18 protein-coding genes are annotated in these 26307 nt (G+C 35.2%); 6 read left to right on the plus strand and 12 right to left on the minus strand.

Annotated elements, in window-relative coordinates; translation table 11 throughout:
- Window positions 1-4: 4 nt before the first annotated feature.
- The 4 genes from AB674_RS19485 (at window position 5) to AB674_RS19500 (ending at window position 3298) form a co-directional block, all read left to right on the plus strand.
- Window positions 5-520, plus strand: a complete 516-nt coding sequence (locus AB674_RS19485; protein ID WP_047778959.1) for a DUF4440 domain-containing protein — start codon at window positions 5-7, stop codon at window positions 518-520.
- Between the two features lie 104 nt (window positions 521-624).
- The gene (locus AB674_RS19490) at window positions 625-2091 is read left to right on the plus strand and encodes a serine hydrolase (protein WP_047778960.1); all 1467 of its coding nucleotides are present in this window, start codon (window positions 625-627) and stop codon (window positions 2089-2091) included.
- A gap of 116 nt (window positions 2092-2207) precedes the next feature.
- Window positions 2208-2624, plus strand: coding sequence for a DUF6157 family protein (locus AB674_RS19495; RefSeq protein ID WP_047778961.1), 417 nt, complete (start codon window positions 2208-2210; stop codon window positions 2622-2624).
- 221 nt (window positions 2625-2845) lie between these two features.
- Window positions 2846-3298, plus strand: coding sequence for a hypothetical protein (locus tag AB674_RS19500; RefSeq protein WP_047778962.1), 453 nt, complete (start codon window positions 2846-2848; stop codon window positions 3296-3298).
- 127 nt (window positions 3299-3425) lie between these two features.
- Here the strand turns inward: AB674_RS19500 and AB674_RS19505 are convergent, their stop codons facing one another.
- A complete protein-coding gene (locus tag AB674_RS19505; protein WP_047778963.1) occupies window positions 3426-5810 on the minus strand; it encodes a penicillin acylase family protein in 2385 nt (794 codons plus the stop codon).
- A 118-nt stretch (window positions 5811-5928) separates the two neighbouring features.
- Between AB674_RS19505 and AB674_RS19510 the strand changes: the two genes are divergently transcribed.
- Window positions 5929-7485, plus strand: a complete 1557-nt coding sequence (locus tag AB674_RS19510; protein ID WP_047778964.1) for a hypothetical protein — start codon at window positions 5929-5931, stop codon at window positions 7483-7485.
- 179 nt (window positions 7486-7664) lie between these two features.
- On the plus strand, window positions 7665-9470 hold the full coding sequence (locus tag AB674_RS19515; RefSeq protein WP_047778965.1) for a hypothetical protein: 1806 nt from the start codon (window positions 7665-7667) through the stop codon (window positions 9468-9470).
- A 49-nt stretch (window positions 9471-9519) separates the two neighbouring features.
- On the opposite strand, the gene AB674_RS19520 is transcribed toward AB674_RS19515, so the two are convergent.
- The 11 genes from AB674_RS19520 to AB674_RS19570 all read right to left on the minus strand — a co-directional run bounded on the left by AB674_RS19520 (window position 9520) and on the right by AB674_RS19570 (window position 26151).
- The gene (locus AB674_RS19520; protein WP_047778966.1) at window positions 9520-9954 is read right to left on the minus strand and encodes a glycine zipper family protein; all 435 of its coding nucleotides are present in this window, start codon (window positions 9952-9954) and stop codon (window positions 9520-9522) included.
- Window positions 9955-10052: 98 nt separating this feature from the next.
- The gene (kynU, locus tag AB674_RS19525) at window positions 10053-11333 is read right to left on the minus strand and encodes a kynureninase (RefSeq protein WP_047778967.1); all 1281 of its coding nucleotides are present in this window, start codon (window positions 11331-11333) and stop codon (window positions 10053-10055) included.
- A 251-nt stretch (window positions 11334-11584) separates the two neighbouring features.
- Entirely contained in the window at window positions 11585-12634 is a 1050-nt protein-coding gene (gene queA / locus AB674_RS19530) for a tRNA preQ1(34) S-adenosylmethionine ribosyltransferase-isomerase QueA (protein ID WP_047778968.1), read from the minus strand.
- A 902-nt stretch (window positions 12635-13536) separates the two neighbouring features.
- A complete protein-coding gene (gene aroA / locus AB674_RS19535) occupies window positions 13537-14760 on the minus strand; it encodes a 3-phosphoshikimate 1-carboxyvinyltransferase (RefSeq protein ID WP_047778969.1) in 1224 nt (407 codons plus the stop codon).
- Between the two features lie 80 nt (window positions 14761-14840).
- A complete protein-coding gene (locus AB674_RS19540; RefSeq protein WP_047778970.1) occupies window positions 14841-15167 on the minus strand; it encodes a nucleotide pyrophosphohydrolase in 327 nt (108 codons plus the stop codon).
- A gap of 2 nt (window positions 15168-15169) precedes the next feature.
- A complete protein-coding gene (locus tag AB674_RS19545) occupies window positions 15170-17161 on the minus strand; it encodes a DUF3857 domain-containing protein (RefSeq protein WP_047778971.1) in 1992 nt (663 codons plus the stop codon).
- 1 nt (window position 17162) lies between these two features.
- Window positions 17163-19163, minus strand: coding sequence for a DUF3857 domain-containing protein (locus AB674_RS19550; protein ID WP_047778972.1), 2001 nt, complete (start codon window positions 19161-19163; stop codon window positions 17163-17165).
- Between the two features lie 5 nt (window positions 19164-19168).
- A complete protein-coding gene (locus tag AB674_RS19555; RefSeq protein WP_047778973.1) occupies window positions 19169-21076 on the minus strand; it encodes a DUF3857 domain-containing protein in 1908 nt (635 codons plus the stop codon).
- Window positions 21077-21140: 64 nt separating this feature from the next.
- Complete coding sequence (gene dtd / locus AB674_RS19560; protein WP_047778997.1) at window positions 21141-21593, minus strand: D-aminoacyl-tRNA deacylase; 453 nt, start codon at window positions 21591-21593, stop codon at window positions 21141-21143.
- Window positions 21594-21717: 124 nt separating this feature from the next.
- Window positions 21718-22695 carry a ribosome small subunit-dependent GTPase A gene (gene rsgA, locus AB674_RS19565; protein ID WP_047778974.1) on the minus strand — a complete coding sequence of 326 codons (978 nt, stop codon included), beginning with the start codon at window positions 22693-22695 and terminating at the stop codon, window positions 21718-21720.
- Window positions 22696-22833: 138 nt separating this feature from the next.
- The gene (locus AB674_RS19570; RefSeq protein WP_047778975.1) at window positions 22834-26151 is read right to left on the minus strand and encodes a VIT domain-containing protein; all 3318 of its coding nucleotides are present in this window, start codon (window positions 26149-26151) and stop codon (window positions 22834-22836) included.
- Window positions 26152-26307 lie beyond the last annotated feature (156 nt).

Genomic DNA, 26307 nt, shown 5'->3' on the forward strand with positions numbered 1-26307 from the left:
AATCATGATGCCGATGATAAACCTACTCGTTCTCTTTATGCTGTTTTTAAGCAGAGAAACATTAGACCAGACAAAAAACGAAGATTTAGAAGCAGAACTTTTAAAAACTGACATCATCGGAATGGACAGCCTGCTCTTTGATATTGCATTCAATCAATATGATGCTGCTCTTTTCAAAAAAATAATAAGCGATGATATCGAATTTTATGATGATCGATACGGGTTAAACGTTCCTTATGGCGGTAAAATAAAAGCTTTAATTGGAAATTATGCAAGACCCGAAAAAGTAATCCGAAAATTAAACTCCTGTACTATAACTAAATTAGGAGATTTTGGTGCTTTACAATTGGGCGAACATACCTTTTTTGCCAATGACATTCCACAAGCAACGGGAAAATTTATTCATATATGGGAACGAAAAGAGAACGACTGGAAATTGAAACGAATCGTTAGTTATGAACACAAATCTTTCGAAAATAATACTCCATTAAATTTTAATACTTCCTCGTTTATAAAATAAAAAAACGGATTGATAGTGAAACTAAATGTAAAACCAGTCGTCTAACAAATTAGTCTGCAGGGATGCAATTATTTATTAACTTTAGACACTAACCATCAATCATCATGAAAAAACAATTGAACCGTTCTTTATTTAAATCATTTGTAATTTGCTTTATTGCACTTTTCACCTTCAACCTCTCTTTTGCTCAAGACAAGGCTAAAAAAATAGATCAGCTAATGAGCTTATACAACCAATACGGCCAATTTAATGGATCTGTACTGGTTGCAGAACACGGAAAAGTGATCTTCAAAAAAGGATACGGACAGGCTAATATGGAATGGAATATTCCAAATCAGACTGACACCAAATTCAGATTGGGTTCTATCAGCAAACAATTTACCGCTTTCTTAATTGTAAAACTGGCAGAAGGGGGCAAAATAAAACTGGATGCTCCAATCACCACTTATCTATCGGATTACCCAAAAGCAACGGGCGACAAAATAACAATTCATCATTTGCTAACGCATACATCGGGAATTCCAAATTATACCTCGGTTCCTAAATTTCTGGAGGAAAAAAGCAAAGAACCTTATACTCCGCAAGAGTTTATAAAAACTTTTGAAAATCTGCCACTTGAATTTACACCAGGCGAAAAATTCAGATACAGCAATTCGGGTTATTTTCTATTGGGTTATCTTATTGAAAAAATCACTCAAAAAACCTATGAGCAATATTTACAGGAAACCATTCTGACTCCTTTAAAAATGGCAAATACCGGTTATGACCACAACGAAATTATTCTAAAAAAGCGAGCTGCAGGTTATGAAAAACAAGGCAAAAAACTCATTAATTCGTCTTATATTGATATGAGTATTCCGTATGCAGCAGGTTCTTTGTATTCTACTGTAGAGGATTTATACCTTTGGGATCAGGCATTGTACACCAATAAATTACTGTCAGCTGCTTCTATGGATTCCTTATTCAAACCTTATATCAGTTTCGGTGATGAGTCTTATGGATACGGATGGTTTATCGATGAACTTTTAAACAGCGATAAAAGCAAATTAAAAATAGTAGAACACGGTGGAGGAATCAATGGATTTAACACTCTAATATCCCGTGTTCCGGCAGATAAAAATCTGGTTGTTTTATTGAACAATACGGGAGGTACTGTTTTGGGTGAAATGAATACTGCGATCAGAGCTATTTTATACAATCAACCTTATAATCAAGCGAAAAAATCAATGGCACTTGAATTATCAGAGATTTTTAATACAAAAGGGCTAACCGCCGGAATTGACAGCTATAAAAAACTAAAAGCAGACTCGACCTACCGCATCAAAGAGGGAGAGATAAATAACGCGGGGTATCAATTATTGCAAAGCGGAAAAACAAAAGAAGCAATAGAAATGTTCAAAATCAATGTGGAAACTTTCCCTAAAGTTGGAAATGTTTATGACAGTTTAGGAGAGGCCTATTTGAAAGACGGCAACACCAAGTTGGCGATCGAAAATTACACAAAATCGGTAACACTTGATCCATCAAATGAAAGCGGGAAAAAGGTTTTGGAGGAAATTTCTAAAAAATAACAAAACAATAATCGTTAGTTAGTAAACTCCGATCGCATAGATTTAACCGCTATACGATCGGAGTTTTTAATTGAAAATCATTATTTTAGCTTACTCTTTATTAATAACTAGACCAGATGAAAGTTCATACCACAAACTACGAAAACACTTTTATTGAAGTAGCGGAAGATTGTCCCGCTGCCGGTGGTGAAATTCCGAGACAAAAAGGCGAAGCCAAAACTATTGCCACTATCGAGTTTGACCTGATTCATGCTAATCCTTATAAATATTCGTCAGACGATGTTCTGTTTCAGGTTTTCGCCGACAAAAATGATTTAACCCAATCAGAATATGAGGAAGCCCGTGAGAAATTCTTTTCGAAAGGACAAGCCTGTCTGCGTGCCTCTCCTTTGACCAAAAGGTATGGCTGGGGTATACACAATAATGAAAAAGGAAAAGTGGCCCTTTACGGAATGGAGACCGAAGCATACCAAAAACTGTCTAAAGACCAAAATCTAAAAATCGTAAAAGCCATGCGAACCTCCAGAAAATAAAGTCAAAAGACCCATATCCGATTACAGGTAATCGTTCTCTTACGAACTCCGTTACGACACTTTTTAAAGCCGTCGTATCGGAGTTTTTCGTTTGAAAGTGTTCTTTTCATTGGACATTTAAAACAAAAAATACTATTTTAGCGTGCCCAAAAAAAAATCTTATAATCCCAAATCATCCCATTTACAACTGTAAAAGTTGTATCTAATTTTAAAAATAACCTATGAAAAATTTAAAAAAGCATTCCCTTTCGGTTTTAGTATTTTTATTGTTTGTTCCAGCGATTTGTAAGTCACAAACCTCTTCTAATGCCATACCAATGCCCTCACAGCAAAACACAATCATAATCAACCGAATTATTGAGGCTACCAATTACAAAACTTATTTTGTTGATTATTGTTTGAATAAAATAAATGAAACGGCTTCTAAAGAAAAATGGAACGATCAAAAAACCATAGAAATAACAGAAACCATCAATTTTAAAAACTTCAGAGATGCTGTTTATAATATGTTTGCCTTTTATAATGAAGTAGAGCTTGAAACCTTACTAAAGACCTACGAAAAAGACAACGGTTACCAAACCACAAACGCAATGACAACAAACAAGGTACTGCTTAATAATCTTGATATTTACACTAGGGATATTGTTAAAGGAAAATATTTAGTGTCTAAATAAAAAAATTGGGGATAAAAGTTCGAAAACTTTTATCCCCAATTTTTTTTAGGTTCAGAGGTGCAAAGGGCCAAAGAAAAAGCCTTGAGGTGAAAATTTTCACTTCTGACATTTTACATTTCACTTCTCACTATCTCGGCTTTAAAACCAACTTAGTCGAAGTCTTTACAATTTCCTCTTTATTCAATTTCATTTTTCTAAACTTTCCTGCATTGTACATTTCTGCCTGATCGTCGTAATGTTTGCTGAACGGATTTCCTGATTGCCCTGTTGGTAAAATGCTCCAACTGTTTTCTATATCCGAGAAATCGACCACTCTTCTTGTAGACGGACCACCTTTTACGTGGTATTGGCCTTCCGTATTTAATCCGAAGAATAAATTATTAATTACCTCATTGGTTCCCGGTGAAGCATAAGGGCCAACATTAAATAATTTTCGTAATGCTGCTACTTTTCCTAACGGGTGCTCGTGCTCAACAGTATGAACTTTAGCCCACTTCCAATCTGAAACTTGATTTCCTAATTGCTTTTGAAGGGATCCTATAGCGTCATGAAACGATTTTGAAACAATCTCATTTCTGGTTTCTTTAACCTTTTGAGTTTTGATATTGTCCCACCATACAGAATTCTCATTGACAATCTGTCTGGCAATAATCTGTTTTCCGATATGTGTCCCTAAGAATAAATCAAAATTCTCCTTGCCCATTTCGTCTTCAAACGTATTTTTCAAATAGAGATAAACCCATTTGCTGTAGATCGTTGGTGCAACGTCTTCAAGATTATTGGTTCCTTTCCATGATTTTAAAACCGTAATGGCTTGCTGTTCTTCTGCTGAAAGCTTGCTGTTGTCTAAACTCGAAATTAAATTCTGAACTGTCCCTGCTGCAACCGGAGAGGTATTATCGTAAATCATTTTACTGATCGCTTCTTTATCCCAATCTGATTTGGCATCCATTAACTGCGAAATTCTTTTAGCACGATCCTCCGGCAAATAATATCCCGGATACAAATAACCGTCAACTGCTTCGGGCTGATTGTTTGCTGAGTACACATACCCCCACTTTGGATTTTCGGAAGACGGATTTTTCTCAAAATCCAACTGTTCTGTAATATCATCTTTTCCGCTGGCACCGTCTAAAATAAAAAAGGAGTTCACACCTTTATTGTGTTTGTACAATTTTCCTGTTGCCCACCAGGCCACATTTCCTTTGGCATCCCCATACATTACATTTAATCCCGGTGCTGCAATTAACTTAACTGCTTTTCTAAAATCATCTTTGCTTTTAGCGTGCGAAATTCCGTAAACAGCATCCAAAATCTGGATTGGCTCCCTGGTATACGTCCACGACATGGCAATTGGATTTTTTTTATCCAAATGATCTAATATATCATTCATAATCGGTCCGTGTCGACTGGATTTAATAGTCATAACAACGTCTGATGTATCTTTAACTTTGATCGTCTTTTTTCTGGTTTCGTAGGCACTAAAACCTGTTGGAGTTTGGTATTGATTGGCATCATCAGCTTTGTTTTTCTCCTGATAGAAATCAATATCATCATTTTCAAACATGGTTAACCCGTAGGCATAATTTCGGTTGTGCGCCAATAGCGGAAAAGGAGTTCCGGCCAGATAACATCCGTACAACTCAAAGTCAGGAGCAATCAAATGCGCTTCGTACCAAGTTGCAGGCTGAGAAAATCCGATATGTGGATCATTAGCAAAAATCACTTTACCGCTTTTCGTTTTCCGTGGACCGGCAACCCAACTGTTACTTCCAATAAAAGGTGGAATTGGCGATTTGTCCAACAAGGCAGCAACCGATTTTGCAACCGCCGTATATTCTTCTAAATTTTCTTTTGAACTTTTAAGCTGAGTGGTATTAAACTCTCCTTCAATCCCTAAATCTTTTACATATTCAGCACCATATTTATTGCGAATATTAGTCAATAACGGATCCGTTTTCTGCGCCATCGCAAAACTAAAAGACATATATCCGAAAATATTATAAACATCTTTTATCGTAAACTTTTCCTTTTTTACACCTACCAACGTAAACTCAATCGGAGTTACTCCTTCTTCGAGATACTGATTAATTCCATCTAAATAGGCCATCGTTAACTGATAACTCGGACTGTTTTTGTCTAACTTAGAAATGGCTTTGGCCGACGCCTCTTCGATTCCGATTCCGGAGAAAAATTTATCGTTTTTAAGGGCTACCGAACCAAAAATCTCAGACAATTTTCCCGGTGCAATACGACGTAACAACTCCATTTGCCACAATCTTTCCTGCGCATGCACATAACCCAAAGCCGTCATCGCATCTTTTTCTGAACTCGCATAAATATGAGGAATACCAAAATCATCAAAATAAACGGTTGTTTCTTTTTCCAGATTATTAAGTTGTAATTCTCCTTCATACTTGGGTTTCAGGTGAAATATATAACCACACAACCCAATTCCAAGAGCAACAATTACGACCAATAAAACCAACAGGATTTTTTTAATTTTTCTCATATGCAAAAAAGTATAAACAGACAGACAATTTAGTAATCATGTAATTTAAAAACGGAATCATATAAAAACCATTCTTTATAAAAGTTTAAATTTATGTATTAAAGTTAACACAATAATAATGTCTATCTATAAAAAAATAACAATCGGTATCATTTTAGTCTTTGTTTTTGTGCTTTTAGCCAATAGCGGTCTTAATTATTGGATAAAAAAACAACTGCCAGTCATTATTCACGAGAAAAACAAAACCGCCTATCATATCAATTATGAGAAAATCGATGTGGCATTACTGTCCAGGAATATCCATGCGTACACCTTAGTAGTTCATCCAAAAAACCAGCCTAAGGACAGTAAAAATGGACTTTTTACAAAAATTGAATCTATTACAATTAAACATTTTAACATCTGGGATTTGGTCTTTCGTAATGTTATTCAGGCCGAAAGTATTATCATCAACAAACCCCGTATTATTTTATACAAAAAAGGCACAAAGCTTTTAAACAACAGCAAAAGTATCGAGACAGAAATCATTGCTCCTTTTCGAAAAATAATTGCCGTTTCTAACGTTTACCTTAATGATGGCGCCGTAGATGTTGTTTCCTTACAAACAAGCAAACCGATCTTTACGATCAAAAAAGTTCTTTTAAAACTCGAAGGTATTTTGATTACCGACGCTACATTACAAGAAAAAATTCCGTTGCACTACAAAAAATACACCTTGGTTTGTGACAGCTTATATTACAAACCCAGCTCCTTTTATCGTATTACAGTCGGCAAGATTAGTACCGAAAATAACTTTTTAAAAATCAATAAATTCTCGGTTTTACCGGAATATTCGAGAAAAGTCTTTGTGCAAAAACTGGAAAAAGAAAAAGATATTTATACCCTAAAGCTTGACTCCGCGCATCTGAACAACCTGAAGTGGGGTTTCAAAAACAACCGTTTCTTTTTTAATGCTTCTTCTTTGGTTGTAAACCATCTGGATGCGAATATTTACCGCAGTAAAATACCAAAAGACGATTTAAGCAAGAAGCCTTTGTATAATGCTTTACTGCGAAAAATTAAATTCCCGATGAAAATTGATTCTTTACAAATCCGAAAATCAAAATTGGTTTATGAAGAAGAGATCGATTTCTCTAAAGGCCCCGGTATTTTAACTTTTGATCATTTCAATCTTCAAACCACTGCGATCCAAAGTGGTTTTGAGTTAAAAAAAGCGGATGATACCAAAATTACGGTGGATTGTCAATTCATGAAAAACTCGGCTTTGCATGTTAATTGGAGTTTTAATGTTTTAGATCCGAAAGACAGCTTTCACATTCAGGGAAGGATCTCCAATTTTGATGTGGTGGCTTTGGCTAGATTTACCAAGCCCTATATAAACACTTCTTTTACAGGAACTTTTAAAACGTATCAATTTAATTTTTACGGAAACGATAGCAATGCAACCGGAAATGCCTCTTTAGTTTACGATGATTTAAAAGTAACCCTTTTTCAAAAGAAGAATCCTGAAAAGAAGGCCAAACTAAAAACGGCTATAGCCAATATAATTCTGAAAAATGATTCTGATGAGAAGGCCAAAAAAGCTGCTGTGGCATTAGATCGCATTCCCGAGAAATCATTTTACAATTTTTTATGGCGTGCTATTGCTGAATCTTTGAAAAAAATTCTGGTTTAGAGGTATCGACCTTGTAGCTATCATAAGTTTACGTTTTACACCTACAAAGTCGAAAAAGACCTTACAGGTGCAGAACATTTTAAAATTTTAAATATTAATCGAATTCAGCTTAAAGATGATATTTATCAGCTTTTTAGCGAATCTTTTTTCCAACATTTGCTTTCTTAACGTAAAAGTAAATGACACAGAAAAATCTACACACTTTTCATATTCCGGTAATGGGGCTTGCTTATACTATAGACAGTCCGATTCGGGTTGCGCAATATGGTATTTCATCTGTAATCTCTATTGCCGATGATGAGTTAATCGAAAAAATGAGGCTTTTTTACAGCACAAAATTCAATCAGCCATATCAGGAAATAAGCCAAAAAATTCAAGATCACCGTGCGGAACGCATCACTTCTTATCTCAATTTAGTCGATAAAATTGTAAAGCAAAAATTTCAAAATTTCAAAACAGAATTGGCGGAAAGCAAAGTAGTTCTTGAGAATTTCATGGCCATGTTACCGAATACCTCCATCATCAAAAAAGGTTTTCAGAATTTACTTGAGGATGGAATTTCTTTCAAGGAAAATATTCAAAATTACATTGAATCGCATCTTTCGGCGGGTGCTATTGATGTCAATATTATGACGAAACTCGATAAAGACAATTTTGTCAGGAATACCCAACTTCCGATTGCGTTTAATGATGCTCATGCTGCTTTAAGAGGTTTTGCAAACAGCAATCTCGATTCCTCTATCGTATTGTCCGCCGGGATGAATCCAAGACTTTTTAGCTATTTTGAGAATTTCCCTGATTTTTATCCCGATCAAAACAATGCACTCAAAAAGAAAATCATTCTAAAAGTAAGTGATTTTCGTTCGGCTATGATTCAAGGCAATTTTTTGGCCAAAAAAGGGCTTTGGGTTTCTGAATACCGCATCGAGTCGGGTTTGAACTGTGGCGGACACGCTTTCGCTACGGATGGACTGCTCTTAGGCCCAATTTTAGACGAATTCAGGCAGAAAAAAGAACAATTAGTACAATCGTCCCACGAATTAATGATTAAGGCATTACAGCAAAAAAACAAATCTTTTCCTGAACAGGCTTTAGCGACAAAAATTACCGTTCAGGGCGGGGTTGGAACTGCCGAAGAACATGACTTTTTACTAGAAACCTATCAAATCGATTCGATTGGATGGGGTACTCCTTTTTTACTGGTTCCCGAAGCTACTTCTGTCGATCAGGAAACCAGAAGCTTATTGATCAATGCCAAAGAAGAAGATCTTTATTTAAGTCACATTTCGCCTTTAGGAGTTCCTTTCAATTCATTGAAAAATTCGACAAATGAATTACTAAAACAAAAACGTATTCAGGAAAACAAAGCAGGGAGTTCTTGTCCCAAGCGATTTCTGGCTTTAAGCAAGGAATACGATCCAACAGGAATTTGCACGGCTTCAAAAAAATACCAAGACATAAAACTGGCGGAACTGGAAAATTCAAAAAGCACGATTTCAACTTCTGTTTATGAAAAAGAGAGAACAAAAATCACCGAGAAATCTTGCTTATGTGTTGGTTTGGCCAACGCCAGTTATCTGGAAAATGAAATTAAAATAAAAGGGCAGGCTCAGGGTGTTGTAATCTGTCCCGGTCCCAATATGGCCTACTTTGATCAGGAAGTTTCCTTAAAAGAAATGCTGCAACATATCTATGGAAATAAATCTGTTTTACGAACTTCAAACCGCCCCAATCTATTGGTAAAAGAACTAAAAATGTATTTGGATTACCTTAGAAATGAAATTGAGAATACAACAGAAGAAGTTACTTCCAATCAATTAAAAAAATGGAATACTTTTAAATCCAATCTTTTTAAGGGCATTGAATATTATCAAAATTTGCTAGAATCAACACTATACTTTAAAGCTGATTTCAACCAAATTAAGGAGCAATTTAATTCTTATAAAATAGAGCTAACGGAAATTAAAGTTCCTGAACATTGCTAAAAACGGAAAGCCCCGGGTTCAACTGAACTCGGGGCTTTTATATTTAAATTTACTCTTTTTTATTCTTTTTGGAATCTATAATCGCTCCTGTTCCGGCACCAATTCCGGCTCCGGCCAATCCTCCGATCACAGCTCCTTGTCCCTTTTTCTTACTCACTGCTGCTCCGGTAATAGCGCCTACTCCGGCACCAATTACAGCGCCTTTTGCCGCAGAACTCCAGCCTTTCTTTTTGGCAGTTGGTGGTGGCGTTGCTCTTTCGTCACGCTGCTCATTCATCACGACTACTTTCTGAGCTTCTGCTTTTTCTTTTTCACTTTCCAATCTGGCCATTTCAACCTTCATTGAATCGATAATCCTTTGCTTGCTAATCTCTACTTTCATCGAATCAATACTGGCTTGCTTTGCCTTATTGAGATCCATCTTATCCTGATTTTGACAGGAAATGATCATTAAGGTTACAATTAGTACACATACTGTTTTCATGTTGTTGGATTTTACATTTATACCCTACAAAATAAAGCAGAATACCAAACCCATATGTTATAGGATTCGGTCGAAAAATTACAGAATTACACGATTGCTTATTGTTTGGCTAAAATCCCTTTTTTAAGAATTTGCCCAAAATCATACATATCTTCATAAGAACAATACAATGGCACTGGGGCTAAACGAATTACATTAGGTTCACGCCAATCTGTTATAACGCCATTTTTCATCAAATAGTCAAATAAACTTCTGCCTTCGCCATGTAAAAAAACAGACAATTGTGACGCTCTTTCTTCTGGATTTGAAGGTGTAATAATTTCGAAAGTACTCTCTACTTCTTTATCGATCTCTTGTAAAACAAATTCTAAGTAAGCCGTAATATGATCTCTTTTAGCAATCAGCGCCTCCATACCTACTTCGGCAAACATTTCTACGGAAGCCAAATAGGGAGCCAATGAAAGTATCGGTAAATTACTAATTTGCCATCCTCCTGCTCCATTAACAGGGTCAAAAGTCGGTTCCATTTTAAAACGACGTTCTTTATTATGTCCCCACCAGCCTGCAAAACGAGGTAAGTCAGGATTAGAATGGTGTTTTTCATGTACAAAACAGCCCGAAGCATTTCCCGGTCCTGAGTTCATATATTTATAACTGCACCAGGCTGCGAAATCTACCTTCCAGTCGTGCAGTTCCAATTTGATGTTTCCGGCAGCGTGTGCCAGATCCCAACCTACTTTTGCTCCTGCCTTATGTCCTGCTGCAGTAATGGTTTTGATATCAAAAACCTGCCCGGTGTAATAATTTACTCCACCTATTAAAACCAAAGCCAGTTCATCACCCACTTCTTCTATTTTTGCCAAAACATCTTCCAGACGAATATTGTGTTCTCCTTCACGACGTTTGATTTCTACAATCGCGTCTTCGGGTTTATATCCATGAAAATGTACCTGACTTTGAAACATATATTGATCTGAAGGAAAGGCTTTTTCTTCGCAGATAATTTTATAACGCGTTGCCGTTGGCTGATAAAAAGAAACCATCAATAAATGCAGATTCACCGTTAAAGTATTCATCACCGTCACTTCTGAAGGTAAAGCTCCCACAATTTTACTCAGTGGTTCAGCAAATCTTTCTTGATAGTCCCACCAAGGTTTCTGCGCATAAAAATGACCTTCAACAGCAAGTTCTGCCCAATCATTCATTACTTCATCGATATAGGCTTTGGTGCGTTTTGGCTGTAATCCCAAAGAGTTTCCGGTAAAATAGATCACCCGTTTATCGTTTACTTTTGGAAAAATGAATTGCTCCTGATACTTATTTAAAGCATCTTGTGAGTCAAGTTGTTTCGCGAATTCGCGTGTATTTAGAAAAGTCATTGTTTTTGTTTTGTTTGTAAAAATAGGAAAATGTTTTTGTTTGTCTCAGGTTTCAGGTTTCAAGTTTCAGGTTTCAAGTTTCAGGTTTCAAGTTTCAGGTTTCAAGTTTCAGGTTTCAAGTTTCAAGTTTCAGGTTTCAGGTTCCAGGTTCCAAACGTGAAACCTGAAACCTGAAACAAAAGAATCAAACCTTCCCAAAAACAAAAAACCCATCATAACGATGGGTTTTCTTATTTTAATCTTATTTCTAATTAGATGATCAGCATGGCATCTCCGTAAGAATAGAATTTGTATTCTTCTTTGATTGCTTCTTCGTAGGCTCTTTTCATTAAATCATGACCACAGAAAGCTGAAATCATCATTAATAAAGTAGATTTCGGTGTGTGGAAATTTGTAATCATACAGTTCGCAATACTAAAATCGTGAGGAGGAAAAATAAATTTATTCGTCCATCCTTCGTAAGGATTTAAGGTATTTTGAGAAGATACAGAACTTTCGATCGCACGCATTGAAGTTGTTCCAACGGCACAGATACGTTTTCTGTTTGCTTTTGCAGCATTTACAATATCACAAGCTTCCTGATTGATAATCAATTCTTCTGAATCCATTTTGTGTTTAGACAAATCTTCTACTTCAACCGGGTTGAAAGTTCCTAAACCAACGTGTAATGTTACTTCTGCAAAGTTTATTCCTTTGATTTCTAATTTTTTCAAAAGGTGTTTCGAGAAGTGTAAACCTGCAGTTGGTGCCGCTACAGCTCCTTCTTCTTTTGCATAAATAGTTTGGTACCTTTCAGCATCTTCTGCTGTTACCTCTCTGTTGATGTATTTTGGGATTGGAGTTTCTCCAAGTTCTGTTAATTTATTTCTGAATTCTTCGTAAGAACCATCATATAAAAAACGTAATGTTCTACCACGAGAAGTAGTATTGTCGATTACCTCAGCAACTAACGAATCGTCATCACCGAAATAAAGTTTGTTACCAATTCTGATTTTACGGGCCGGATCAACCAAAACGTCCCAAAGACGTTGCTCAGAATTTAATTCTCTCAATAAGAAAACTTCAATTCTTGCTCCTGTTTTTTCTTTGTTTCCGTACAAACGTGCCGGGAAAACTTTAGTATTGTTAAGAATCAAAACGTCTCCATCATCAAAATAATTGATAACATCTTTGAACATTTTGTGCTCTATAGTTTGTTTTTGACGGTCAATTACCATTAAACGAGACTCGTCTCTGTTTTCTGCTGGGAATTCGGCTAAAAGTTCTTTCGGTAAATTAAACTGAAAATGTGATAATTTCATATTTGAATTGTTGATTTTAGAATGTAGAATTTAGATTTTTTATCTAAAATTATAAATCGAGTGCAAATATACGATTGTGAGATAGGCGTTGTCAAGTGTTTTGCTGTTTATTTTCAAAAGTCCTTGATTTACTGCCACTTTGACCTTATTAAAAAAGGTGTTTTTTAAACCATATAAGTGATATCAGTTCATTTTAACTAAACCTTATGATTGGAGTGCTCACTTATCTATCGCGGAGATCTCAAAATGTGTATGTTTTTTTAAACCATATAAGTGATGTAAGTTCATTTAAACTAAACTTTATGATTGGGGCGTTTACTTATCTATCGTGGAGATCTCAAAATGTGTGTGTTTTTTTAAACCATATAAGTGATGTAAGTTCATTTAAACCAAACTTTATGATTGGGGCGCTCACTTATATATCGCAGACATCTCAAAATGTGCTTTTTTTAAACCATATAAGTGAGGTAAGTTCATTTAAACTAAACTTTATGATTGGGGCGCTCACTTATATATTGCAGAGATCTCAAAATGTGTGTGTTTTTAAACCATATAAGTAATGTAAGTTCATTTAAACTAAACTTTATGACTGGGGCGCTCACTTATATATTGCAGACATCTCAAAATGTTCGTTTTTTTTAAACCATATAAGTGATGTAAGTTCATTTAAACTAAATTTTATGATTGGGGCGCTCGCTTACCTATCGGAGAGATGTAAAATGCAAAACAGTTCTCCATTCTACTTTTAAAACAAAAAAAATCCAAATAAATCTGTCGATCTACGTGATAAAAATTCACATTAAACCAAGTCAAAAAAAAACCTCCGGGTTAAAACCGAAGGTTGTTCCAATTAAGCGCATTTTTTAAATGAACTTATATTACTTATATGGTTGAATCAATAATTACAATTCAGAAACCTCGAATTTTAATGCTTTTAAATCATTCCAGAAATCCGGATATGATTTTGAAACTACTTCGGCGTCTTCGATAATAATTGGAACTTTAAGTGCTAAAGGAGCAAATGCCATTGCCATACGGTGATCGTTGTAAGTAGCAATTTTTATATTGTGATTGATACTTTCTGAAGCAACCAAAGTCAGACTGTCGTTAGTAACCGAAATAGTGGCTCCTAATTTTGTTAGCTCGATTCGCAAAGCTTCCAATCGGTCCGTTTCTTTGATTTTTAAAGTATGAAGACCTGTTAAATGACATCCAATTCCTAAACCTAAACAAGTCACCACAATGGTTTGTGCTATGTCGGGGGTATTGTTTAATTCCAGATTTAATGTTTCATGTTTAAAGTTGGGTTGTTTTTTCAAAGTCATTTTATTTCCTTCGAAAGTCGTTTCTACTCCCATTTTCTCGTAAATACCAACCAAAGCGGAATCTCCTTGTAAACTGTCTTTTTTATAACTGCTTAATGTAATCGATGCCTGATCTGCCAATGCCACTAAACTAAAAAAGTAAGAGGCAGAACTCCAATCAGACTCTACCACCATTTCTTTTGAAGCAACGGTCTCTTTTGGATAAACTTTGATCACATTCCCTTCAAAACTAGTCTGAATCTCTAAATCTTTTAACAAAGCGAGCGTCATATTAATGTATGGAATCGAAGTAATTTCTCCTTCTAAAGTAAGCTCTAAACCGTTTTCTAATTTTGAGGCTACTAATAAAAGTGCTGAAATATACTGACTGCTTACATTGGCAGCCAAAGTTACTTTTGAAGCGCTAACTTTTTTTCCTTTGATTCGTATTGGCGGATATCCAACTTCTTTTTCATATGAAATTTCAACTCCTAATTGTGCCAAAGCTTCAACTAAAATTTTTATCGGACGCTCTTGCATTCTGCTTGAACCCGTCATTACCACTTCGCGTCCTTCGTTTACAGCAAAGTAGGCTGTCAAGAAACGCATTGCAGTTCCGGCATGGTGAATGTCTACAATTTCATCCTTTCCAATCAAAGCTTTTTGCATTACTTCGCTGTCATCAGAGTTTGAGGTATTGGCTAAAGTAATATTCGGAAACAGTGCTTTTAGCAACAACAAACGATTGGTTTCGCTTTTTGATCCTGTAACTGCTATTTGACCTTCTAAGTTTTTATGATTGGTGTGTAGTACTAAATTCATTTTAGGCGTGTTGTTTTATGCATTTCCGCAAATTTATTTTAAAAAAAGGACACACCAAAACTTTGCCGTGACTTATCACATTATTTTAATTTATCGTTGTTTTTGTGACGATCTTTGTCTCTCACCGATTTCAAATCCATTTTATTATCAAAAGCGGCTTGCAAATCTATACCGGTTTGGTTCGCCAGACATAAAACCACAAATACAACATCGGCAAGTTCTTCGCCTAAATCTTTATTTTTATCGCTTTCCTTTTCGGATTGCTCTCCGTAGCGACGGGCAATGATTCGGGCCACTTCACCTACTTCTTCTGTAAGTTGTGCCATGTTGGTCAATTCATTAAAATAACGAACTCCATGTTCTTTGATCCAGGTATCTACGTCTAATTGTGCGTTTTTCAAATCCATTTTTATACTTTTTTTAGAACAATTTTTTCATTTTGACTTCCGATCATCTTCTGGAAAAAATCTTTTAATCCGCTGTATTGATCTGCTGCAAAAATACTACTGTTAATCTCTTTTGTACAACTAATTTGAATTTTGTTATCAATATTGGCAATGCTTAAAACATAAACCATTTCTTTATTTTCTAACGAAATCCTAACAGGAGCAGGCAATGACTCTACTATATAACCCGCAGGAATCTCCAAGTTTACGTTTATTTTCTCTTGTGTCGGATAACCAAAATAAACCGGCATTTGTCTGTTTTCCTGATTAAAAGGATTTTTTGACGTTGTAAAAAACAAAAGCGGATCAATAAATATCTTTCCTCCTATTCTCTCGAATTGATTTTCTGACGTAAAGGAATACGTTTCTATAATAGGATCATTTAAGGTCGTTTTTTTATTTTCAATTTTATAATCCGAAACTTTCAAATTTCCCAATTGTTCTTCCAATTTCTCAAGATAACTAGCTTCGCTTTTAGTCGCATTTTTAATTCTAAAACTATAAGCATCGTAATCTGTTCTCTGAATCCTTATTTTTCCATCAATCGCTCCAGAAGCATCTATTTTTGCTAAAATATTCGAATATTCTTTAGATGCTACTTTCGGCATTAAATCAATTTCAAGTGAAGTGCCATCTTTCTTGATAAGTCTTCCTTTCCAGTTTAATACACTTAACGGCAAAATATTCGGAGAAGTAAATTTATGAGAAGCGTCAAGCAGAATTTGTTTACCCTCAATTTCCGCAGCAGCAATAACATAGTTAAAACCTGTTCTTGTCGGATAAACCGGAACTCCATTTTCAATTGTACTTACCAAAACAGGATTTACTTCTATGCCTGCCAATTTCAGCATGTTTATCAAAATAAAATTAATTTCCGCAACATTACCCATTTGATCGGCGTATGCTTTGGCCACCCCTTTATCGGTGTAACAATCATTGACTTCATTCCAATTCATTTTGTTTTGAACGAAATTAAAAATGATGCTTAATCTCTCGTTTTGAGATTCAACGTTCGTCAACAATCGTTTGACATCTGCTAATAAAAAATTATTTACGTTAAGTTCTTTCCCAAAATTATCACTTTTAAAAATATTCTTTGCCACACCTTCCCAGGTAATAGTGTAATCTTTGTCAGGCATATCGGGAGAACGAATTCTTTCGAGCTCTTGCTGAATAGTGCCTCTATAATTATCGACATTATTAACATAGGGTTCTTTTACCAAAGCCGGTATGTCTTTTCCTTTATAAACAGCATTGATTTGCTGATAAGAAAGCGAACTTGTTTTATTGTATTGATCCTCGAAAGCCTGATATCCTTTAACCAATTTCGCTGCTGTTTCGATCGGAAAACCTCCTACCAAAATCGGTTTATAGATGTATACTTCAGGAATCTCCATTTTGTATTCAAAATAATTCACAGGAATACTATATTGGATCTCAAAATCAGGAAATCGAACTAAATTTTCAGATTTCAAAATATACTTATACTCGATAATGGAACCTACTTTTACATTGGGTAATGTTATTGTTTTCTCGTTCCAATATTTGTTTATCTTTTTCTTAAAGGCTCCTTCGCTGTCGAGTTTTGTTTTTACAATTGCGCCTTTTTCGAGATTATACGTAACCGCATTAGAAAACTCCAAGTGATCTTCATTCAAATTTTCGTAACCAATGTAATAACGTACGTTTTGATCTGCCCAACTAAGACCTTCCTTTTTATAGATTTTAATTTTAAATTCATAGACATGATTGGCTACAAATCCATTTTTTAAATTATAAGTAAAGAATGTTTTCCCTTTTTTAAACAAAATTGCTGCTGCTGCAGTCGTATCTTTTGGATTTACTTTTTCCTCGAGCTCCGAAATTGTCACTTTCCCTAACTCCTGATTTTGAGCATTTACTCCAAGCGAACTGGAAACCACAAAAAACAAAACACCGATACCCCTTAATAACATTTTATATTCTTTTTAAAACTACTTTTTCAGTTTCTTTAGCAATCATTGCTTTGTAATATTCTTTTAACATCTCATATTTTTCAGGCGTAACAACTGCCTCATTTATTTGATGCAGGATAGACAATTGAAGTACACCACTGTTCTCAGCGATGTTAAACTTAAAAGTCCCCAAATTATCCTCCATTGCTATCGCCGCAGGAGCCGGTAACGTCTCTACTGCAAATCCTTCAGGTAACTTAATCGTAATATTGAATTTATCTGCAAAAGGAAATCCAAAATCAACCGGGTATTCACGTGTTTCCTGTTTAAAAGAATTTTCTGTATTGGTGTAAAACAACATTGGATTAATGTAGATTTTACCTCCAATTACTTCGGCCAGATTGTCTCCTTTAAAAGAATAGGTTTCTATAGCCGGCAGTAAAATTTCTTTTTCGTTTGTTCTGCTGTAGTCGTTGATTTCTATTTTGTTATTTTCATTCTCCAACTTTTCAAGATAGACATCCTCTTTTACTCCATCTATCTCATTTCTATAAGACATGGCATTATAATCGGTACATTGTCTTCTTACTTTTCCTGTAACTTTACCTTCGGCATCAATCTCATAATTCATAAAAACATTATCGCCTGATGGTTTTTTAGGTACTAAATCAATCGATTCAGAAGTTCCATCTTTACGGATTAATCTCCCCTGCCAGTTCAGCACTCTAAAAGGCAGAATGTTAGGTGACGCATATTTACTTGTTGCATCTAGTAAAATAGTCCCGTTTGGAGTTTCAACTGCAGCAATTACATAATTAAAAGCGGTTCTGTTAGGGAATAAAGAAATTCCGTTCGAACGCGTACTTACCAAAACCGGATTAGCATTTAAACCCGAATGACGCAACATAGCAGTTAACATTAAATTGATATCTGCAATATTACCCGTTTTTTCTTTGTACGCTTTTTTGACACCACTGTCGCAGCTATACCCTAGGTAATCGTTCCATTTTACGGAAGATTTTACATAATTTAAAATCGCCATTATTCGATCTTCACTTGTAACTTTACCGTCTAATACTACTTTTAAATCATCCTCAAAGTACCCTGTCTTATTTAACTCCGGGCCAAAATCATCATAATTATAGATCGTTTTAACTACTGAGTTCCAATCTGTAGAATAGGCCTTCATTGGTTCATTAGGAAATTGAACCATTGACAACTCAAATTGAACACTTGAAGTATAATTATCGATATTATTTACATAAGCTTCCTCTCTCATAGCCGGAAGATTTTCTGCTATATAATTTGTTTTGGTTTCGAAATAATTATGCTGACTATTAGAATATCCGGAACCCCCTGATCCCCCTTTATTTAAAAAAGTGATGCTTTTCGTATTTTTATCAGTTGTCACTTTAGGAAACACATATCCTTTTTGTCTTACATTAAAAACATAGTACTCGGGAACATAGCTCGTAAACTCCGAATAATTCACCGGAATACCCATTTGAAAATCCCAATCCCTAATTTCCCTGAAAGGACTTCTGATCGTATATTTAAATTCGATTACAGATCCTTCTTTAACATTAGGCATTGTTATTTTTTTTCTGCTTCTGTACTTATTAATAATTTCATCAAAAGAACCATCGCTTTTAAGCTTTGTTTTCTCTATTTTACCTGCCACTAAATTAAACGTAGCAGCCTCTGAAAACAGCACTTTTTCTCTACTGTTACTTGCAGAGTAATACCAAACTTCCTTGTTTGCCAGATCATAACCCTCTTTTTTATAAATTTTAATTCTGGTTTCAACCTCGGTCAAAGTAACAAAACCATCTGTTTGATCATACTCTATGCTTGTTTTCCCTTTTTTATACAAAACTGCTGCAGAAGCTGCAGTATCTTTAGGGTGTACTTTTTGTTCTAATTCAGCAATGGAAACTTTCCCTAATTTAAACTCCTGAGCCGTCAGCTTAAGAAGAGAAAAAAAGAAAGCGAATACAATAATGGGTAGTTGATTAATTTTCATTTGGATTAGTTCTTTATTAGTACAATTTTGGCGTTATCATTTTTTGCTACTTGCTCCATAAAAAGACGGTATTCGTCGTATTCTTTATTAGAATATTTTCCTTTATTTAAAAACATAGAGCGTTTGTATGTCAATTTATTATTCTCTTTTTTAATAATTTCGGTTTTGTATTCTCCGAATTTTCCTTTCAACTCATAAGGGGCAGGCAAAAATTCAATGCTAAAACCCGCTGGCAGGTTAATTTCGATTTCATCCGAATCCAAATACCCACGTTGAATTTGAAATGGATTTTTTCTATTTCTGATTCGTTTTACATTACCACCACTCTGATTGAAGGCATCCACAACAAAAATCATTTTGTTAGCTGAAATAGTAGCATAACTCTCCGCACTTACATGAATATTTTCTGTAAAACGGATATTCTCTTTGTCGTTGGTAAAGGTTATTTTCTCTAATTTTAAATTATTGATATTATCCCAATATTCTTTATAGTGTGCTTCTTTTTCATTTGGTGGCAGATGTTCTACTCTTGCTTTCGAATTGTACTGAGATCCGTCTGACACAATTGAAACTGAACCTGTAAAACTTCCGTTTTCATCTAAAGTATAGGTTCCTTTATCGGTTTGTGCATTTCCTTTATCATCGTATATTTTAGTTCTCACAATGATCCCTCCTTCAGGCTTCACCACTAAAACGTCTCTGTCATCTGTAAATATTCCCTGATAACCAAAAGGATCATCCTGACTTGTGCATTCTAACCAGGTATAACTATCCCCTGTTGGAATTGCCAAAATCATATGGTTTCCTTGCATGGAAACAAAGTCAGATTGAATATTTCTTTTGTAAGTGTCTCCATACAAAATTGTATTATAGGAAGGAACATCAACCGTTTGTAGCAGTGCTTTGGTATAATTTGTTAGTGCCTTGCAATCTCCATATCCCAAACGGTCTACGTCTGTTGCGTACATTGGCTTCCAACCTCCAATACCAATAGCGATGTTTACGTATCTTGATTTTTTCTGAACATAATCATAAATGATTCTTGCTTTTTTGACAGGATCTTTTTCGTTACCAACAAGTGCTTTTATTTTGGCAATAGTTTCTTCCGGCAGGACTGTAGTTCCTGTCAAAATCTTATCTCCATACCATTTACCAAAGGCTTCCCAGGTAGTAGCCGTTCCATCAACACCTTCTAAGTGAAATTTCTCCACCCCCATCATTACTCTGGGAAAAAGATCGCTGTAAGACGGACTAAGGTCTTCGGTTTTTTGCGCTAGAATCGTACCCGTCACATAAGATAATTGGGTATTGGTATCTGTAGTTTTTTTAATATCAAAACCTGAAAATGCGAATTCTTTCTTTTTAAATCCGAGATCATTGGGGTAGGTAACCTTTAGGATACTTTTCTCAATGCTCAAATAATAACTAGCCAAAGGATACCATTGGGGTATAAAAGCCGTATTGGAAGTCTCCACTTCACTAGTATAAACAATCGTAAAAGGATAAGAAACAGGTGTATAATCTAAATAAACAATTCGATTATCTGAAAAAAGAGTGCTTCCGCTTACTGTGCTTAGATCTTTAAAATCTTTTCGTCTAATTTTCTTGATTTCAACACCAAAAGCATCGTAAACAATAGCTTCGATACTATTTACAGAACTTGTTTTATCATAGTGTTCAAATGCTTCCACTAATTTTAATCCTTTTTCATTCAAAACCGTTACCACTTTTTGTGTTTTAATCGTCATATCTCTTTGCGAAGCAATTTCAATATCAATTTGATTTAAACGAACAACAGCATTGGCATTTTCTTTGAGACTATCTGCAATAGAAGCTGAAGTGTAGAAGTTTTTCTGAGCAAAAGAGACAAGAGAAAACAAGAAAAAAAATAACGTGTAAAAAGAGCATTTCATTAGTAAAAAATTTCGTCAAATATATAGTATTTTCTGACGTTGTTAACAAATCCTTAAGACTTTTTTACTCCCTGTTTTTACTGTCCATCAAAATGGTAACCGGGCCATCATTTAACAAACTGACTTTCATATCTGCGCCAAAAATACCCGCTTGCACTTTTTTGTTAAACTCTTTTTCTAAAGATGTTACAAAGGTCTCATACATAGGTATAGCAAATTCCGGTTTCGCCGCTTTTATGTAAGAAGGACGATTCCCTTTTTTAGTAGAAGCATGAAGTGTAAACTGACTTACCACGATGATATCACCGTCAATATCCTGAACGGAGCAATTCATAACCTCATTTTCATCAGCAAAAATTCTCATTTTAAGGATTTTTCCAGTCAGCCATTCAATATCATCCTGTGTATCGGCCTCTTCAATTCCGACTAAAATCAACAATCCTTTTTGAATATCCGCAACCTTTTTCTGATCAACCGTTACTGATGCTCCTGAAACTCTTTGAATAACTACTTTCATAATATGATTGTGAATGATAAAATGTGAATGATGAAATGTCATTTGCAATGATGTACATCCGTACAAATGCACAAACCACCCCGTTTGGAATTTGGAATTTAAAAAATTTTGGAATTTAAAATTATTATTTCCTCAATTCGTCACTTGCTTTTCGGTCTTCGTCATAAGAATCCGTACGATAATTTTCATCATCTCCTTCTAAAATCTTCAAATAACTGTTGTAACGGGACCAGGCAATTTCATCTTTTTCTAAAGCCGCTTTTATGGCGCAATGAGGTTCTTCTTTGTGCAGGCAATTATTGAACTTACATTGGTCTTTTAATTTGAAAAATTCAGGAAAATAACCGCTGATTTCTTCTTTTTCCATGTCTACGATCCCAAAACCTTTAATTCCGGGGGTGTCGATGATTTTTGCATTAAAAGACAAATCGTACATTTCTGCAAAAGTCGTTGTATGTTGCCCTTGTTTACTGGCTTCAGAAATGGTTTTAGTTTTAAGATGCAAAGAAGGTTCCATCGCATTTACCAAAGTTGATTTACCAACACCGGAATGTCCTGAAAACATACTTACTTTACCGATCATCATTTCTTTTAACTCTTCAATACCTTTCATTTCTGTTGATGAAACACGAAGACATTTATAACCAATTTGCTGATAAACATATTGCATATACAATTGATCTTCTAAAGTAGGCTCATCAAAAGTATCTATTTTATTAAAAACCAAAATCGTTTCGATATTGTAGGCTTCAGCCGTTACCAAAAAACGGTCGATAAAGTTGAATGTTGTCGGTGGATTATTAATGGTTATCAATAAAAAAACCCGATCAATATTCGAAGCGATAATATGCATTTGATGAGACAAATTCACCGATTTACGAACGATATAGTTTTTTCTTTCGTGAATGGTGTGAATCGTTCCTGTTAATGTATCAGAGGTTTCTTCGAGTTCATAATCCACAATATCTCCTACGGCTATAGGATTGGTACTTTTAATACCTTTCATCCTAAACTTCCCTTTCATACGGCATTCTATAAAATCTCCATTTTCAGATTTCACAGTATACCAGCTCCCTGTAGATTTATAAACGAGTCCTGTCATTTTTTTATTTTAGATATCCGGTTTAGATTTTAGATTGCTCTTAAATCTAAAAAATTAAAAGGCAAAATTACGTTTTTAGAATTGAACAACGCAACTTCGCCTTTTAAAATTAGAAAACACCTTCTAAATTTGACAGGCTTACCACACAATTTCTGCTAAAAGCTCATTTTCTTTTACTTTCCCTAATTGAATGGTTTTTAAAACTCGCGTCGTTTTTCCTTCTTTGGTGGTATAAATCTCAATCATTACGGTTGCCGGACCACTTTCTGTTAATTCACGTTCGCCAAAATAATTCGTTTTGATTTGGTATTTCCCTTTCACAGCATTTCTGATTAAATATTGCTCCGGCCCATAACCTTGTGTAAAATCTTTTGAAAATTTTGCTCCGGCTTCTGTTACCGTATGACCATAATAACATTCTTCACCTGTTGGTTCAATAATATGCAAGTCTAAATCAACATCCATCAGGTTCCAATTCATAACAACCCGAATGTCTATCGGCATTTTTTTAAGATACTTTTTATCTAATTTATCCGAATTCAAACCTTTATGTTCCAGCATCAAACGGTTAATATCCATTAGAATAATATCTTCAACTCCTTCATACTGTCCGCTCATTTCTCCATAATAATTTACTTCAAGTGCTTTTATCAATTGATCAAAAGCTTCTTGATATTTCCCTGCATCTTCCAGAGCCAAGGCATAATCACGCAAACTTTGTGGCTCATGTGCTCTCCATTTTGCAATTTGTTTTGCTGTAAACAAAGCATCGTCGTACGATTTCCACTGACGTAAGGTATACGTCAGAGTTTTGTAAAGCTGATGGTTCTCTAATCCTAAATCAGCAATGTTGCTAATTACCTGCAATGCTTTTTTCACATCACCCTGATTGTAGAAAAAGTGCGCCACATCAAAATAAAAACTCGGATTTCTCTCCTGTACCTTTCTTAATTCAAAATACAACTCGTATTGTTTTTCTTTTGGTGCTGCTGCCAATGCTTTTAGGTACAAACGATCCGGATTCCATGTTTTAGATTCCTTTTGGCTCTTGTCAAAATTTATATCCCCAGCTCTAAAATTCAAAGTATCACTAATGGTCTCTGCTTGCTCCCGCTTTTCCTTATTTGCATTTGCTTCTTCAGTGATCTCGTTTGCTCTGGCCACAACAGGGGAAACAAACTTCACCTGATCTACCTGCGGGGCTGGAGGAGGAGGCACATCGTTAGCTTCACCTTTTGAATATGCAGCCTCTGAAACGGGTTCTCTCGCATAAGAGACCGATCCTCCCTCGCTTCTCATACTTAATGCTGATGTGACTACAACTTCATTTAGTGCCCGTGAACTCTCTTGTAACCGTACCGTAACCTCATTGTTTCTGCCCATATTGAATGAATCGGTATCCAATCCGACATAAGAAACGACAATGGTACTGTTTTCAGAAGCTTTTACCCTAAATTTCCCATCAAAATCAGCAGCAACACTTTCCATATCTGATCTAACAGAAGCTCCCGGCAAAGGCTGATTTTGTTCATCTAAAACAATACCCGAAACATAGCCGTTTGTAATACTCGAATTTCTTCTGAAAGTCGTTTGCGAAACCGTATTTGATCTTCCTCCGGGTTTATTTTTTGGCTTCGGCAAAGGTTTTGTCCTTGTATATTTGATATTTTGTTTCCACCAGGAATCTAACTCTGTAAAATAATCATCAATATTCTCCCAATTGTTTTTCTGCTTGGCCAGGTTTGTATCCTGTTCCTGTTTTTTAATTCTGTCAAATTCGGCACGCAATTCTGCAGGAGGAACAATATCATACGCCATATAATCGCGAAGCTCTTCTAAAACAATCAGCGAAGTATTCTTGGTTATAATTCCGTACTTTTTTCCTAAAATCTCAATTTCTTCTGCATTTTTGTCGTATTGCAGGTCAAGATTAGCAATTTTTTTCTGAGCCCATAACTTTTCGATACTAACGTCTGTAGTATTTTGAACAGCCGCATCCAGCGTAATTTTTCGTTCTATCATTGTCTCACCGGAATACCCAAACAACAACGTGATTTCATTTTTCGGATTCAGTGAAATCCCAGCAAAACTAAAATTCCCCGAAACAGAAGCTCCTTTCATCGGATACAAATCTGTAACCGTAAGATTTTCTTTTATCCCCAAAAACTTCAACGTATTATTGGTCAATTTATCTAAAGCATTAATCGGATTTAATTGATTCAGATTGATAAAATTACCTCCAGTCTTCATCGATGCATAATTCAAAAAAGTAAAATCAGCAGAAACGGAAGAGGTAATTGTATAAATTGGCTTATTCGTTTTTGGTAAAACATTCTCGCTCAAAGAAGATAATCCATCCGAAAAGAACAAGAACTCATCGTGATTTGGGAAATTTATTTTAGAGAAACGAGTACCACCATCATACTTTGTGTTTTGCAATACGTTTTTTAAGGCAGACCAATTCCCATCAACTATCACATAATCTTTATCCTTTTCAAAAGTATAATTCAGGAAATACAAACTTACAGTCGTATTTTTTATTTTTTGAAAATAAGCGTCTAGCAAATCCAATTCCTTTTTCAGATCGCGATTCTGGCAACTCAAAGAATTATCCCAAACCAAACCGATTGAAGCCGGCATTTTTTTGGCAATCTTATTTCCTTCAATAAAAGTACTTCCATAAAAATAATGCTGATCCTGTACCGTCTGCATTACTACACTCGGAATATTCTGCTGAATGGGAATTTTAAAAAGCAACTTTTCAGAAGGCTGATAATTTTCCTTTTTTAATGAAGTTTGAAACGATTGGTTCCATTTTGAAAAAGCAATTTCCTCGCCTGAATTTTCCGCAATTGTCGGAGATGCAGCTGCCCCTAAAACCGAAACATTCAACTCAAATTTATCCAGTTTAACCGGATAACGACTAACTAATTGATAGGCTAAATTATTCTTATCAAAAGCCGCAAGCTCTTCTTCGTAACCAATAATTACAATTCGCTCTCCATTTGGCATCAAAGGATAAATTCTGGTTCTGAAGTTATTTCCGTCTACTTTCTCCAATAATCCCGGATCAACACGACGGTGTTCGATAGCTTCGAAAACCTGTTTTCCTTTGTTTTTATTTACCGGAACTGCTTCGCGCATTTTCCCGTTTATATCAATAGCATATCTCGAAACCGAAACATTTTCAGGTAACGGAAAAATAAGTTCTGCTTCCATCTGACGGTTTCCCGAATTGAAAAAATGCATTTCGGCAGTAGTGTAAGCGATATTCCCAACCACTTTTACATTGACTATGAGCTGACTCATTCTGACTTTTTGAGCTTCCTCTCCTTTGACTGTCAATTCAGGACTTTGCGCAAAAGTTTTCGCTCCTAAAAACAATAAAAAACAAAGCAATAAATTCAATTTTAGTTGAATCTTTTCCGGCTTAAATGGGTACATTTTTGATTTCATGACACGAAAGTTAAGATTGTATATCACTATAGAGGCAAAAAAAATTAAAAAGGTTGGGAAGAAAAATAATTTATTTTAAAAAAGACGGTAAATAAATGCTCTAAACCATATAAGTGATGTAAGTTCATTTAAAAAAATTGGCGAGATAGCTATATC

The organism is Flavobacterium sp. ABG, from assembly GCF_001027725.1.
GTDB lineage: Bacteria > Bacteroidota > Bacteroidia > Flavobacteriales > Flavobacteriaceae > Flavobacterium > Flavobacterium cupriresistens.